We start from the raw sequence: 14165 nt of genomic DNA, 5'->3' as shown, positions 1-14165 counted from the left end.
ACCGGCGCGGTCCATGGGAGACGGGACAATCGGTTCCATGGATCGCCAGTTCATCAGCCATCTCGCTCATCGTGATCATCCCATCGCCGCCCCGGTCTCCGGCGCGCACGTGACCCGGCTGCTGCGCCGGGCCCGGCTGCCCGAGGGGGCGAGGATCCTCGATCTCGGCTGCGGAGAGGCCGCCTGGACGCTGCGTGCGCTGGCGCTCTACGAGGACGCGACCGCCGACGGCGTCGACATCTCGGCCGACGCGCTCAAGGCGGCCGAGGGGTACGCGGAGACGCAGGGGGCCTGGGAGCGCATCCGGCTGCATGAACGGCCGGCCGCCGACTTCCCTGTGGCCGAGCGATACGACCTGGTCCTCTGCGTCGGGGCCACGCACGCGTTCGGCGGCCTCGGCCCCACCGTCGACCGCGTACGGCGCTACCTGCGGCCGAACGGGCTGGCATTGATCGGCGAGGGGTTCTGGGAGCGGGAGCCGACGCCGGAGGCGCTCACCCTGCTGGGGGCCGAGCCGTCGGAGTACCTCGACCTGCCGGGCACCGTCGCCGCAGCCGAGTCCGCCGGGTTCGACACGGTCTACGCGTACACCAGCGATCTGTCGGAATGGGACGAGTACGAATGGTCCTGGACGGGGACGCTTCTGCGCTGGGCCAATGAGAACCCCGGGCCGGACGCCGACGCGGTCCGCGCGGCCGCCCTGGAGCACCGCGACATGTGGCTGCACGGCTACCGCGGGATCCTCGGCTTCGTCACCCTGCTCCTCCAGCGGGCAGACAGAACGGCCCCTGCCGACGACACGGACTCCATCGACACGGACCCCGGCGACCAGGCCCTTCCCGCGTCACCGTGAAGCGTGGGGGCCGCCACCTACTCCCTCCGGTCCGGACAGGCGTCATCGCCGGACGCGAGGGTCTCCCGGCCAGTCGGCAGGCTGTCGCGTCGGTGTCTATCGCCGTCGATCGTCGGCGAATGCCGCGCGCGGGTCGAGGAGCCGGCCTCGGGCGTACTCCTCCTGGAAGGCGGCCGGGCCGAGCGCCTCGACGGCGGCGGCGCGAACCTTGGCGAGGTCGGCCGCGTCGTCGGGATCCGGCACCTGGCCGAGCGACGCGAACGCGGCATCCGCGACTCCGGTCAGCCGCGCCGCCCGCGCGTGATCACCCTCGGCCGAGGAGAGCGCGGCGCCCGCCACGCAGACGTACGGCACGAAGCCGGCCCAGCCGTTGCCGAAGACCCGCTCACGGCCCTCGGCGAACAGCGTCCTCGCCACGTCGAGATCGCCCAGGCCCAGCTCGCAGAACGCGAGGTTGTGATACTCGGAGTTGACCGTCTCGGGGCGGCCGAGCGCCTCGTTGAGGGCGATGCTCTCCCGGTACAGATCCCGAGCGTGGAGCAGGTCGCCCGACATGCGCGCCACGGCGGCCAGCACGTGCCTCGGCCGTTCCTCAAGGCTGCGGTCACCGGAGCGCAGTGCGACCGCGAGCGCCTCCTGGGCCTGGGCCTCCCCACCCGGCAGGTCACCGTCGCGGATGGCGACCCGGGCCAGGCTGTACCGGGCCTCCACCTCGCCCGCCGGGTCGCCGACCGCCCGGGCCCGCTCGATCTCGGCCTCGCTCATGCGCACCACGACGTCGCTCTCACCACGCCGGAAGGCCGAGCGCACGGTCTCACTGAAGTTCATGGATCCTCTCCTACAGATGTGGCACGGTCGGGTAGGTCCGCCGCTTTGAAGCGGCGACCCCGCCTCTATCGAGATCGGTGAGCACCGGCGGCGTCCGTCACCGTGCTTCGAAGGCCGTCCACTTCTCCACGAGGCGAAAGCCCATCGACTCGTAGAGCGGCCGGCCCATCGCGCTGGTGTGCAGGTAGGCCGCCTCGGCTCCGGCCGCGACGGCGTCCAGCAGCACGGTCTCGGTGATCGCCCGGCCCAACCCACGACCCCGTACGGCCGGAACGACGGCGATGTTGAACACGCCGACCACACCGGAGGTCCGCATCCCGAGCCCGGTGCCGGCGGGCCGGCCGGACTCCTCGGCCAGATACCCGGTGATGGCGTCGGCGTCGAGCACACCACCGCCCATCAACGAGCCGAAGGCACCTTCGGGAGCTTCAAAGCCCTGGGTGAGAACCTCGGTGTAGAGGTCGCTCGCCGCCGCGCCGACCTGACGCACCAGCTTCCGCTGGACCGCGTCGCCCCGGAACACGATGTCGCCCGCGGCGCAGGCCAGCAACGACAACTCCTCGCGTTCGACCAGCCCGTGCCGGGCCGCGAGGCCGGCGACCTCGTCGCCCGCCTCGCCACGCACCATGATCGACCATGGCGCGACCCGCCTGCCGACCTCGGCCGCCATCTCGTCGAGCGATCCGAGATCCGGCTCCGGAGCCGTGTCGTAGGCCACGTTCAACGACGCGGCTCTCGCGTGGGTCACCGCCGCGCGGGCGGTGCCCCGCTCGGCGTACCAGCCCATCGGCGTCACCCCGCAGAGGACCTTGACGGCGTCGAAGTACGCCGCCGCCATCCGATCAGCGGTGATGTGCATGGCCGTCTCCCCCGTTCCCCCATAGCGGGCGACTCGCACCTCGCTGAAGAGGGACGATACTGCCCGCTGCTCAGGTGACCTCTCACGCACCCGTTCAGGGAGGGGCTCGGCGACCTCGCGCCAACCGCTGTCGATGCCTCCCGATCAAACGGGAGGGGATTCCGGATGAACGTGAACGACGGAGGCGCTCGCGGCCGGGTGCGGGCGCTCCTCCGGGCCGGCCGGCCCCTGGGCGACGGCCTCGTGGACGTCGTTGAGGAAGCGCTCGATGATCGCCTGGTCCGCCTCGTCGAAGCGCCCCATGATCGTGACGATCTCGTGGATGAGCGGCCCGAAGAAGCTCCATCCGAGCGCGACGGCGCTCTCTTCGACCGTCAGCAACACACGCCGGCGGTCGCCGCTGTCGCGCTCACGGCGCACATGGCCGAGTCTCTCCAGCCGGTCGATCACCGCTGTCGTGCCCGCCGAGTTGAGGCCGAGTCGCGCCCCCAGCATTCCGGGGGTGGCCGGCAGGCCCGCGCGGGCGGCGTCCAGGAGGCAGATGAGCGCACGCACATCGGTTGGATGAAGAGCGTGCAGGCCGGCGAACCTCTCGCCGATTCGATCGAGCTCCACGGTGATGGCCCTCAGCAGGTGCACCACCTTCATCCCGGTGTCCTGCTCGTCCACGTCGTCCGCCGCCTTTCCTCACGCGCCTCGCTCCCATAGTATCAATTTATCTCGCTGGGCGAGATACTTGCTGAGCGAGAGATTACGGGGGTGAACCATGGCTGACGGCGGATACAGCACGGCCTTCCTCGCGGCCTACGACGCGGTCCTGGAGCGCTGGCCGGTCCAGGTCGAGACGGTCGACCTGCCGTCGGCGTACGGCACGACGCGGGTGAACGTGTGCGGGCCCGCGGACGGTCCGCCGTTGATCCTGCTGCACGGCGGTGGCACCACGGCGGCGACGTGGTTCGCCAACGCCGCCGAGCTCGCGCGCCGGCATCGGTTGTACGCCGTGGACCGCATCGGCGAGCCTGGACGGAGCGTCCGGGGAGAGCGGCCTCCCCGGACCGTCCGCGACTTACTCGGCTGGCTGGACGGGGTGCTCGACGGGCTCGGGCTCGGGAGCGCCGCCGTCTGCGGTCACTCCTACGGTGGATGGATCGCCCTGACGTACGGCGTCCATGCGCCCCAGCGGGTCCGGCAGCTCGTGCTCCTCGATCCGACGCAGTGCTTCGCGGGGTTCCGGGCCGGGTATCTGCTGCGCGCGCTGCCGACCCTCATCACGCCGACCCCCTCGCGCGCGCGAGCTTTCCTGAGGTGGGAGACCGACGGCGCTCATGCCGACCCGGCTTGGCTGCGGCTGTACGAGCTGGCCGCGCAGTTCCCCGGCGCGAGAGTCGTCACCGGGAAACGTCCGAGGCCAGACCTGTTGCGTGCGCTCCCGACGCCGGCTCTGGTGCTCCTCGCCGGACGCAGCAGGGCTCACGTCCCTCATCGCGTCGCATCCGCCGTCAGGCGCGTCATGCCGCACGCGGAGATCGCGGTGATACCGGGTGTGTCCCATCACGCGATGCCATGGCACGAGGCCGCCGAGATCAACGCTCGCATCGCCGGCTTTCTCGGCAGGACCGCGGCCTGAAGACGGCGCCCGCCGGCACAAGCCGTGCCCCCATGGGGTTGGCACGATCCATGTGCGGGGTTCGCCGCGGGGTGCGAGCATCGCCGGACGACTTGGAAGGTGGGATGCCGTGAGTGAGATTGCGGTCCGGCCGAACGAGACGACGGTGCCGCTGATGCCGTGCGCGTCGGTGGAGGAGACCTTGGCGTTCTACGAAGCGCTGGGGTTCGAGGCGACCTACAGGCAGAGCAAGCCCTATGTGTATCTGGCGCTGCGATGGAGCGGATTCCAACTGCACTTCGGCCCGGCGCCCAAAGGGCTGGATCCGGCCCGGGAGGAGTCCGGAGGCTGCCTGGTCATGGTCGACGCCGTGGCGCCGTATCACGCGGCGATCGTCGCGGCGATGCGCCGGGTTTACGGCAAGGTGCTGAGCTCAGGCCTGCCGCGGATCACCCGCTACCGGACGGGCGCGTCCCGGTTCACGCTGATCGACCCGTCCGGGAACTCGATCATATTCATCCAGCGTGACGAGCCGGCCGACCTGGAGTACGGCGGCTCGAAGAAGCTGACAGGCCTGGCCAAGGCGCTCGACAACGCCCGGATTCTGCGCGAGTTCAAACTCGACGACCTGCAGGCTTTCCGCGCGCTCAAATCCGGGGTGCGCAGGCATGGCGCGGATGCCCTCGCGGTCGAGCGGGCCATCGGTCTGTGCCACCTCATCGACCTGGCCATGGTCCTCGGCGAGCCGACCGATCCGTGGATCTCCGATCTGCGCGGTCTGGAACTCACCTCCAGCGACAGGCAGCGCATCGAGTCGGAGCTCGGGCATCTGGAGGGACTTCAGGAGTGGCTTCCCTGAAAGGGGGAGGCGCCACTCACGGCAATCGGTCCCTGCGCAGCTCAGCGAGGCGCCGACATACGGCAGGATGCGGGCGCCCACCCCATAAGTACGAGCTCGGTGGACATAGAAGGCCGCGATCACCGCGTACGCCAGGACCAAGGCGGAGATCCAGTAGACGCCGGCAGGCCCGCCGGACGCCGAACCGCCCCCTGTGACGCGCATCACATTCGCCGACTACAGGCACCCTGACCTGCGGTTTCATGTTTTTGATCCGCTTTATGCGATCTTTATGCCTTTTGTCCCCTTTGCGGCAATATGGGACTGCTTGGTAGTTTCCTTGCCCTACGGCGGCGTCACCGTGGCACCGCCATTGCGAACCCGGCCAGGCCGCGTTCGAAAGCCAACATCCAACTGTCACCGCCGCTCTGCCCTCTCCGCCCCCCTGGAGCGTCGGTGACCTGCCGAATCCGTGCAGCAAGGAGGCACGGAACCGGGGAACCAGCGACCTTCGACGAAGGTCTGGGGTGAATCGGCGCGCCATGCGCCGTAGGGCGACTTCCCCGCCCGAATCCGTCAGCTAACCCGGTAGGCGCAAGCGGAAGACCCTAGGAGAGTTCCCCCTGTCTGCCAACTCCACCACTCTGCTCCGCGCTGCCTGCGTCACTTTGAGTAGCGTCGCGCTCACCGCCTCCGTAGGGGCCTTCAGCGCACTGCCCGCGGCCGCCGCTTCCGGGACGGTGACAGCCCCACCCCCGGCCCTGACGGTCATCCCACTCCAGCCCGTCGCACCACCTCCCGTTGCCGGGGCCGTCCCGTACATCGGCGCGGCTCCCATGGCACCCACGGAGGAGGCCTCCGCGGACAAGAAGCTCACCAAGTCCGCCCTCCAGCAGGAGAAGGCCCAGCGCGCCATCACCGTGGCGAAAAGACACCTCGGCGATCCCTATGTGTGGGGTGCCACGGGGCCACGGGCGTTCGACTGCTCCGGGCTGGTCCAGTTCGCCTGGCGCAAGGCCGGCGTCAGGCTCCCGCGCACGACGTGGTCCATGCTCAACGCGGTGAGGAAGAAGGTCTCCCTGGCGCACCTCAAGCCTGGCGACCTCATCTTCACCAACGGCGGCGGCCACGTGGGCATGTACCTGGGACACAAGAGGGTGATCGCCGCCCCCCATTCCGGCGCGGTGGTCAGCATCGACAGATTCAAGGGCTACTGGAGGAGCAGCTTCGTCACCGCCGTGCGCCCCGGAGTCTGATCCTGGGCGGACATCCTCGGCGGAGATGTCCTGACGCGTGTCAGGGCGTCTCCGCCGAGGGACGACCAGGTGCGCGCCGGCCGGCGACGTGGAGCCCGGTGCCGCTATGGGGCTTCGCCGTAAGACAGCTCGCTCGCTCCCACGAACGGCAGCATGCGTTCGGCCTCCTCCATCACCGCGCGCACGCCGGCCGCCGGCAGTGACCGGAAAGGAGCGATGTGCAGACACACGCCCTTGAGTGACCAGGTGCCGTGGACGAATCCGTCCACGAGGAAGGTCGGCAGCACCACCGCTCTGCCCGGCATCACCCGCTTGCGGTCGGCGTCGCCGATCACCCGGGCCCGGTCGGCGTGACCGAGCAACACGTTGTCGTAGGCGGGCAGGAACCGCACAGGTACAGGCGTGTCAGGATCGGGCAACTCCTGTGAGGACGCCAGATCGAAAAGTTCCCTTCCCTCGGTGTCACGATACTCGCGCAGCTCACCGCGCATCTCGTGAATCACCTCGCGCAGCCGGGTCAGTCCCGACCACGCCTGCACATCCATGACCCCCGCGGGCCCGAACGCCGCCAGGTAGCGGCGTACGAGATCCTCGGCGGGGGCGGGTTCCATGGAGGCGCCGAGCCATTCCTCGGCGCGGGTCACCGAGACGGCGCTCCTGGTGCCCCAGCCGCCCCATGCTCCGGTCTCGGGCGTGTGGACCAGTGGGGTCCTGAGCTCCACCTCCCCTGCCAGGACCCTCCCGTCGCGGCCGGGGTAACGCGACGCCAGCAGCCTGCCCAACTCCCGCCGGGGCAGCGTGCCGACGGCCAGGATCTCCGCCCCGGCCGCGATCAGCGAATCGGTGTCGATACCCGCGCCCGCTCGGGCGAAGTGCGACGCGCGGGCCGTACGGTCGAAAACCGGTTGCAGCACCGGCCGCAGCCGGCGAAAGTCGTCGGCCGCGGTCAGGTGCTGGGTGCCGCGCAGCAGGGCCGAGCGGACCACTGCCCGCTTCTCCAGCAGCGTGTGCAGATGGCCGTGCTCGAACCCGGCGATCCTGCTCCACAGTCCTACATACGGCCAGTTGGGCTCCTGCGCCTGCATCGCGACCAAGTGTGTGATCACTTCAAGGGGAGTGCGGCCCGTGCGCTCCGCCAGGAACTGCCGGTGCAGCAGTGCCCGGTTGAGTGCACGCCGCGAGAGCCTGCTCACGCGAGCCGTACCGTGGACGCTCATTGCCTGCTCCCTTTCTCGGCGCTTCGACATCCCACGCTAGAGAGGCGTCCGGCCACTTCCTGACCGGAAATCCGGCAATCCGGAACGAACCCGAGTTCGGCCCTGCGACCCACCGCCGCCGGCCGGGCGCCGAGCGGCGCAGGCACTCGGGAAGGCCTGACCAAAGTCAGGGGTGAGCCGTGTCCTTCGGGTCCTGTGACAGTAGGACGCGGTACCTAGCGTTGCCGTCGTCAACGAGACGACGGGAGCGCGTTGTGAGGAAGAGCAGGAGACGGTGGCCGGCCCTTGCGGCGGCCGCCGGGCTGGTGGTGCTGTCAGCGGACCCGGGGTTCGCGGCCACGACGCCGGACAAGGCGGCCGTGCGACGCGTCGTGTCCGGCTTCGCCGCGCCAGGTCGGGGATGTCTTCCATCTCTCCCGTCGTCACGGCGATGACCAGCCTTTCGGCCGCGTCCACGTCCCGATACTCCAGGACCTCCCCGTTGTCCTCCAGGAAGGCGACGGCCGCCGCCTTCTGCCACAGATCCGGGTAGGCGTCGTCACCGAACACGGTGGTCCGCGGTCCGCCCGTAGTGGCACTCGTCCGATGTTGATCCGGACGCGGAAGACCTTCCCGAATCGTGCCGTGACTGCGTGGAAATCGTCGATTCCCGGGCCCTCCGAGGTGTTTCGATAAGGGTGCGCCCCTGGCTCGCGAGAAAGAAAATCCAGGGTCAACAAATCTCGCGGCAGCGGCCATAATGACGGTGTCGTCGCGAGTGGCGCCCTCTCGACGCGGACCGCATTTCCTTTGGTTTCGGGGTCGAGACGTGGGAGTTCACACATGCGTTCAGCATTATCGCGTGCGTTGATGGCGGTGGTCATCGCCGTCGGGGCGGTTCTCGTGCCGGCGGGGCCCGCGTCCGCAGGGGTCTGGCAGCTCACCGACGGATTCGAGCCGTCGACGAATCCGGCGTCCAGATGGACGTTCACCGCGAACGGGGGATGCAGCGGCCCCGTGTTCAGCGCCGCGTCCAACACGCCGCGTACGGGGAGCGGCATGGCCGCCATGTCGGCCTTCACAAAGGGCGACTGGTGCGCGCTCGGGCGGACCATCAACCTCACGCCGGTGAGCGTCCATCCGGGGGCACGATGCACCGCCGGCGTCTGGACGGACCTGTGGGGCGAGATGGCCCAGTTCAACCTTGAGGTGATCGACCCGGACACGTGGACGTACATCGCGCTGAAGTCCATCACCCAGGACTGGGTCCACGGCTGGGAGCAGCAGACGGTGAGCTGGACGGCGCAACGCTCCGACGTCGTGCTGCGGTTCGCCGTCGTGCAGCGGAACCCGTACTGGCACGCCGCGGAAATCGACCTCGACGACGTCGTGGTGCAGTGCGCCTACTGATCGACCGGCCGATAGGGCGTCGCGGCGGCGTTCGCCGCCGGCGACGACCCCGGCTGTACGCGGCGCACCAGACCTGAGGCCGAAGGGCCGCCGGTGAAGATCAACTGTTTCGCCGCGAATCAGGAGCGGCGACGTCCAGGCCGGTGAGACGGGCCGAGAGCGCCCACAGGCGGGCCGCCTCGTCGCTGTCCGGCGGGCCGTTCGGCGAGATACGGCAGTCGGCGCAGTAGTCACCGCCGTGCTCGTCGAGCAGGGGTGAGGTCGCGGCCCAGACCAGGGACGCCGCCCCCTGCTCGGCTGTTCTGAACAAACCGGGAGCCGGGTTGCCGTCGGCGTCGATCCAGCCGGCGGCGACCATTTCGCCGGCCGTGAGGTGCCGCTGCAGAGGAGTGCGGATCCAGCCGGGATAAACCGAGAAGGCGTGAACCCCGCGCATTCTTCCGACCTTGTCGAGGTGGCGGGCGAACAGAATGTTCGCGAGCTTGGACTGACCATAAGCGGCCCACTTGTCATAGCCGCGCTCGAATGACACGTCGTCCCAGCGAATGCCCCAGTTCTGGTCGTACCCGGAGGAGACCGAGACGACCCGGGCCCTTCCGGCGGCCGTCAGAGCGGGCCACAGCAGGCTCGTCAGCGCGTAGTGGCCCAGGTGGTTGACGGCGAACTGCGCCTCCCAGCCCGGCCCCACCCGCGTCTCCGGACAGGCCATGATCGCGGCGTTGGCGATCAGGATGTCGAGGGCCCTGTGGTCGCGGCGGAACCGCTCCGCGAACATCCGTACGGAGCCGAGGTCAGCGAGGTCAAGCCACTCGACCTCGGCCCCTTCCACGTCGGCGAGCTCCCGCCGCGCCACATCCGGCCGCCGGGCCGGCACGACGATCCGCGCGCCGGCCCTGGCGAGCGCACGGGTCGCCGCCAGCCCAACACCCGAGTAACCGCCCGTGACGACCACGGTCCTGCCGCCAAGATCGGCGCCGGCCAGAACGTCATCGGCGGTGCTCGCGGCACCGAAGTCGCCGGTGGTCGTGTGATCCGTCATGCCGGGGAGGCTAGATGCTAGACCGAGGTCTAGGTCAACCGCCTATGATCGGAAAGATGGGAACCACGGGTATGAGCATCGGCGAGGTGGCGCGCCGTACCGGGTTGAGCGTGCACACCCTGCGGCTGTATGAGCGTGAGGGGTTGCTGGCCGGCGAGGTGCGGCGTGACGAGAAGGGCCGGCGACTGTACAGCGAATGGGATGTCGAGTGGCTGGGCAACTGCGTGAAGTTCCGCGCCTCCGGCATGCCTCTGGCGACGATCAGCCGGCTGGCCGAGCTCGTCCGGAAGGGCAGCGGGAACGAGGCGGAACGGCTTGAACTCCTGTGCGAGCACCAGGACCGCATCGCGGAACAGCTCGCACAGTTGCACGCCTGTCTCGACCTCGTCAACGACAAGGTGGCCGCATACCGGCGGCACCTCGCCGCCGGCGCTTCTGGAGATCCCTGGTAACGGCGACGCACCAGGCGCCGGTGCCGCGGTAGCCGTTCCAGCCACGGAAGCAGGAGCTGCCGCCGTCAGCCGGCGAACGCCGGATTGAGCGCGGCGACGGCCACCCTCACCGGCCTGCCGGTCCCGTCGGCGGGCACCGACCACAGGTCGTCTCCGAAGTCGCCGGCCAGGCCGTACAGCACGGTGCCGTCGTCCGCCCAGACCACCTGGTCGTCGACGCTGCGCGACTCGGCCAGCGGCGTCTCCCGCATGGTCCGCAGGTCCAGCGCGTACAGCCGCCACGGGGCGTCCGGGCTGAGGCCGGGAACGCGCTTCTTGAACACGAGGCGGGTCCCGTCGGGTGCCAGCGACGGGCATTCGACGTTCGGCCGCACCGTGGTCATCGTGCGTGCGGCGACGTCGCCGCGGACGAGGTGGGTCTGGCCCTTCGTGGCCATGGTCGCGTAGAAATGCTCGTCGTCGGCGAAGGTGACGCCCCAGAAGTTCATGTCGGCCGCATGGTAGGGCCTGCCGTCCTTGACGATCGTGTACGTCTCCAGGCTGGGCGTAAGCGTCCAGGTCCGGAGGTCGAGGATGGAGGTCCGCGTGGAGAACTGACTCCCCGCGTAGGAGTCCCCGCCGACGAAGACCGTCCAGGCGGCCAGGTGGCCGGACGGCGCGACCCGCGCCCGCGAGGGGATGCCTGCGACCGGATACTCGCGCAGCGTGCGCAACCGGCTGTCGAGGATCGCGGCGTAGTAGCTCTCCCCCAGGGCGCCGTCCACCTTGCCGAGGCAGACCCCGGTGCCGGCCGCGGCGTAGAACCGCAGGCAGCGCACCGGCGCGGCGGTGCGCGCCCCACCGGGGTCGGTGACGGAGACGGAGACCAGATCGTCCCGATACGGCCCCCAGGCCATGTTGCGGAAGATCATCTGCTTACCGCCGTCGAGAGTGACCGTTCCCTGAGCGATCGACGGGCCGCCCGGCTGCGACCGGTCACGCTCCCCGGCTCGCTTGGAGGCGTGCAGCACCGACGCGAACCCGACGCAGCCCAGCACCGCCACGGCGGCCAGCAGGACGATCAGGCGCGTGCGGGAGGTCATCGTGGTCACCGGGCCTCCTGGCCGGCGTCCGGCAGGCCCTCGCGTCCACGCCCCTGCCCGCGCAGCGCGTACGCGGCCCAGCCGGCGGACAGGACGAGGCCCCCCGCGGCGACGGCGAGCGTCGCCCGGTCGCCGATCACAGTCCACGCCGCCCCGACGGCGAGGGAGCAGCAGAAGCGGGCGAGGGCCTGCCCGCTTCCGATCAGGGCGAGCCCACTCGCACGGAGGTCGTCGGGGATGGCCCCGGCCGCGGCGGCGGGAAGCACGCCGTCGGTCGCGGCGTAGAACGTCCCATGCAGCGCGAGCACGATGAACGCGAGGCCGTCGGCGTGGAACGGCGCGAGCAGCAGGCCGTATGCCGCGAGCAGGGCGACGTGCCCGCCGAGGAACACCCGCCGGCGACCGACGCGGTCGGCCAGCGCGCCCAGCGGCAGGGCGAGGAGGAGGAATCCGGCGGCGGTGCCGAGCGGCAGCAGCGGGAACCAGCGCTCGGCGATCCCGAGCCGGTGCTGCAGCAGGAGGTAGACGAAGGCGTCGCTCACCGTCGTCAGGCCGAGCAGCGTCGCGCAGACGGTCAGCCGCCGCAGGTCCGGCCGCCGCAGCAGCGCCACAGCCGACCGCACCGTGACCAGAGGAGCGTCGCTTCCGCCCCGCTCCACCTGGGGACGGCCTCCGGGAACGAACAGCAGGAGGGCCAGGACGCCCAGCACGGCGACGCAGAAGCTCACGGTGAAGACGGCGTCGTACCCGTCGGCGGCGGCGCCCAGCACGAGGAACGCGGCAAGCGGACCGAGCAGCGCCCCGCCAGTGTCCATGGCGCGGTGCACGCCGAAGGCCCGCCCCCTGATCTCCGGAGGCGCGGCGAGCGAGATCAACGCGTCGCGGGGCGCGGTCCTGATGCCCTTTCCCGTTCTGTCGACGGCCAGCACCGCGCCGATCAGCGGCAGCGTGTGGGCGAGGAGCAGCAGCGGCTTGCACAGGGCCGACAGGCCGTAACCGATCGTCGCGACCGTCTTGTGGCGCCGTCCCCGGTCGGCGATGTGGCCGCCGAACAGGCGCACCAGCCCGCTGACACCGTTGTAGACGCCGTCGAGCAACCCGAACCCGAGCGGGCTGAGCCCCAGCCCGGCCACCACGTACAGCGGCAGCACGGCGGTCACCATCTCCGACGAGATGTCCGTGATGAGACTGACCGTCCCTAGCGCGAGGACGGTGCCGGGGATGGCCCGCAGGGCCCGGCCCGGCTGAGCGGCCCGGTCGGCCCGTTCCTGGCGCGTGCCGGCCGGTGGGGTGGCGGGTGCCGGGCCGCGTTCAGCCAGGTACAAGCTCAGCTCCAGATTCCGGTGATGTCCGCGGCGGAGGCGGCGTTGCCCGCGTGGGCCGTCAGGCCGGCCATGTCCTCCAGGGTCCGGAGCAGGTTGTAGTGGTTGTAGGTGGTGCCGGAGCTGCTGCCCGGCGTCACGTGCGCGCCGTACACGACGGTGGCGATGCGGTTGCCGCTGAGGCGGTTGTCCTCGTCGAAGGTCACGATGAGGAGGCTGTTGTTGGACTTCGCCCAGGTGGCGTAGGCGCCGAGCTTGTTCTTCAGCCACGTGTCGCCGGTCGAGACCGAGCAGTCGTGCATGTCGTTGCAGAGGTTGGGGACCACGAAGGAGACCTTCGGCAGCTTTGTGTAGTCGGTCGGGAACTGGGCGAACGTGTACGCCGTGGACGTCGGCACGTTGCTGAACCCGAACCAGGGGTTGTGCTTCTGGGCGTACTTGTTGGAGCTGTTGCTGCAGACGGTCGAGCCCTGGCTGGGGAGGCCCTCGTTGTAGCTGGCCCACGTCTTGCCGGCCGCGATCAGCTCCGAGCCGAGGTTGGCGGCGGAGCTGAAGCCGATCTTCACGCAACTGTCGTCGGTGATGCCCTGGGTCTTGCCGGAGAACATCGCGTAGTAGTTGGGCTGGCTGGGGTGCGTCTCACCGTAGAACTGCGTGAGGTTCGCGCCGCCGGTGCGCAGCGAGTTGATGTACGGCGCGCCGGAGCTGCCGATGATCTGGGAGTAGGCGTGGTTCTCGAGGACCACGACGACGACGTGGGCGGGCGCGGGAAGCGTGGCGGCCGAGCTCGCCCCGGCCCCGGCGACAAGGCCGAGCGCGGTGGTCACGCCGAGGGCGGAGGCGATGGCGAGGAGGGTCCTGCGGGAGCGTGCTCTTGCAGCGGACACGACCATGACTGTCCTTTTTCAGGGGGTTGAGAAGCGACGTCAGAGTAGATCTCCCTGATCGACCGGCCTGGATAGATCTCGGATAGATCAGGTGAACGCCGCTGTAACAGTGCGTGTGGTCCCCACGCCCCTGTCCTGCCGGCACGCGACGGGCCTCCGGGAGAGCGGATGCCGATCCGATCATGCCCGAGCTGCTCAGGGCCTACGCCTCGCTCCGCCTCGGCTCCTCCCCTCGCTGCATACGCTGCCTTCCTTCGCACTCCTTCTGTCCATGGACAGGATCAGGGGTGCAGCCAATAGCGGGGTCAAGGAGACCACCCGATGGGACATCGTCAAGACGTCCTAGGGCCTGTACGGACTTCGGATCTTTAGACGGGTTGAAGGCTTCGGATCCACAAGACGGCTCCGCGTAGATGAAGACCGGCGAGGTAGCTTTCGGGGGTCTTGTCGAAGCGGAAGGCCAGCCCGCGCCATTCCTTGATCCGATTGATGCAGCGTTCCGCCGTGTTGCGCTGCTTGTAGAGATCTGGATCATGG

The 14165-nt window shown here is 69.8% G+C and carries 14 protein-coding genes, 1 pseudogene and 1 riboswitch; of the genes and pseudogenes, 6 read left to right on the top strand and 9 right to left on the bottom strand.

Features of this window, described 5'->3' with window-relative positions; genetic code table 11:
* The first annotated feature begins 37 nt into the window (after positions 1–37).
* A complete protein-coding gene (locus tag AB0B72_RS35370; protein ID WP_367743831.1) occupies positions 38–853 on the top strand; it encodes a cyclopropane-fatty-acyl-phospholipid synthase family protein in 816 nt (271 codons plus the stop codon).
* 96 nt (positions 854–949) lie between these two features.
* Here the strand turns inward: AB0B72_RS35370 and AB0B72_RS35365 are convergent, their stop codons facing one another.
* The 3 genes from AB0B72_RS35365 to AB0B72_RS35355 form a co-directional block, all read right to left on the bottom strand.
* On the bottom strand, positions 950–1681 hold the full coding sequence (locus AB0B72_RS35365; protein ID WP_367743830.1) for a hypothetical protein: 732 nt from the start codon (positions 1679–1681) through the stop codon (positions 950–952).
* A gap of 97 nt (positions 1682–1778) precedes the next feature.
* Positions 1779–2540 carry a GNAT family N-acetyltransferase gene (locus AB0B72_RS35360; protein WP_367743829.1) on the bottom strand — a complete coding sequence of 254 codons (762 nt, stop codon included), beginning with the start codon at positions 2538–2540 and terminating at the stop codon, positions 1779–1781.
* Between the two features lie 144 nt (positions 2541–2684).
* The gene (locus tag AB0B72_RS35355; RefSeq protein ID WP_367743828.1) at positions 2685–3209 is read right to left on the bottom strand and encodes a MarR family winged helix-turn-helix transcriptional regulator; all 525 of its coding nucleotides are present in this window, start codon (positions 3207–3209) and stop codon (positions 2685–2687) included.
* Between the two features lie 97 nt (positions 3210–3306).
* Between AB0B72_RS35355 and AB0B72_RS35350 the strand changes: the two genes are divergently transcribed.
* From AB0B72_RS35350 to AB0B72_RS35340, 3 genes are all read left to right on the top strand, one after another.
* On the top strand, positions 3307–4167 hold the full coding sequence (locus AB0B72_RS35350) for an alpha/beta fold hydrolase (RefSeq protein ID WP_367743827.1): 861 nt from the start codon (positions 3307–3309) through the stop codon (positions 4165–4167).
* Between the two features lie 109 nt (positions 4168–4276).
* Complete coding sequence (locus AB0B72_RS35345; RefSeq protein ID WP_367743826.1) at positions 4277–5005, top strand: glyoxalase; 729 nt, start codon at positions 4277–4279, stop codon at positions 5003–5005.
* Positions 5006–5436: 431 nt separating this feature from the next.
* A riboswitch (cyclic di-AMP (ydaO/yuaA leader) is annotated at positions 5437–5594 on the top strand.
* 226 nt (positions 5595–5820) lie between these two features.
* Positions 5821–6240, top strand: a complete 420-nt coding sequence (locus tag AB0B72_RS35340) for a C40 family peptidase (protein ID WP_367743824.1) — start codon at positions 5821–5823, stop codon at positions 6238–6240.
* A 104-nt stretch (positions 6241–6344) separates the two neighbouring features.
* Here the strand turns inward: AB0B72_RS35340 and AB0B72_RS35335 are convergent, their stop codons facing one another.
* A complete protein-coding gene (locus AB0B72_RS35335) occupies positions 6345–7457 on the bottom strand; it encodes a winged helix DNA-binding domain-containing protein (RefSeq protein ID WP_367743823.1) in 1113 nt (370 codons plus the stop codon).
* A gap of 822 nt (positions 7458–8279) precedes the next feature.
* Here AB0B72_RS35335 and AB0B72_RS35330 point away from each other — a divergent pair.
* Positions 8280–8846 carry a hypothetical protein gene (locus AB0B72_RS35330; protein WP_367743822.1) on the top strand — a complete coding sequence of 189 codons (567 nt, stop codon included), beginning with the start codon at positions 8280–8282 and terminating at the stop codon, positions 8844–8846.
* A gap of 100 nt (positions 8847–8946) precedes the next feature.
* On the opposite strand, the gene AB0B72_RS35325 is transcribed toward AB0B72_RS35330, so the two are convergent.
* Positions 8947–9885, bottom strand: coding sequence for an SDR family NAD(P)-dependent oxidoreductase (locus tag AB0B72_RS35325; RefSeq protein ID WP_367743821.1), 939 nt, complete (start codon positions 9883–9885; stop codon positions 8947–8949).
* Between the two features lie 56 nt (positions 9886–9941).
* Between AB0B72_RS35325 and AB0B72_RS35320 the strand changes: the two genes are divergently transcribed.
* Positions 9942–10337, top strand: a complete 396-nt coding sequence (locus tag AB0B72_RS35320) for a MerR family transcriptional regulator (protein WP_367743820.1) — start codon at positions 9942–9944, stop codon at positions 10335–10337.
* 65 nt (positions 10338–10402) lie between these two features.
* Here AB0B72_RS35320 and AB0B72_RS35315 read toward each other — a convergent pair whose 3' ends face one another.
* From AB0B72_RS35315 to AB0B72_RS35300, 4 genes and pseudogenes are all read right to left on the bottom strand, one after another.
* Complete coding sequence (locus AB0B72_RS35315; protein WP_367743880.1) at positions 10403–11419, bottom strand: TolB family protein; 1017 nt, start codon at positions 11417–11419, stop codon at positions 10403–10405.
* Positions 11420–11424: 5 nt separating this feature from the next.
* The gene (locus tag AB0B72_RS35310; protein WP_367743819.1) at positions 11425–12744 is read right to left on the bottom strand and encodes an MFS transporter; all 1320 of its coding nucleotides are present in this window, start codon (positions 12742–12744) and stop codon (positions 11425–11427) included.
* 2 nt (positions 12745–12746) lie between these two features.
* Positions 12747–13628, bottom strand: a complete 882-nt coding sequence (locus AB0B72_RS35305; RefSeq protein WP_367743818.1) for an alkaline phosphatase family protein — start codon at positions 13626–13628, stop codon at positions 12747–12749.
* A gap of 368 nt (positions 13629–13996) precedes the next feature.
* Positions 13997–14165 (bottom strand): annotated as a pseudogene (locus tag AB0B72_RS35300) (IS5/IS1182 family transposase); the annotation flags it as partial.

The organism is Microbispora sp. NPDC049125, assembly GCF_040802045.1.
Lineage (GTDB): Bacteria > Actinomycetota > Actinomycetes > Streptosporangiales > Streptosporangiaceae > Microbispora.
Note: the sequence above shows the minus strand (reverse complement) of the source record. Positions and strands in the feature narration are given on the sequence as shown.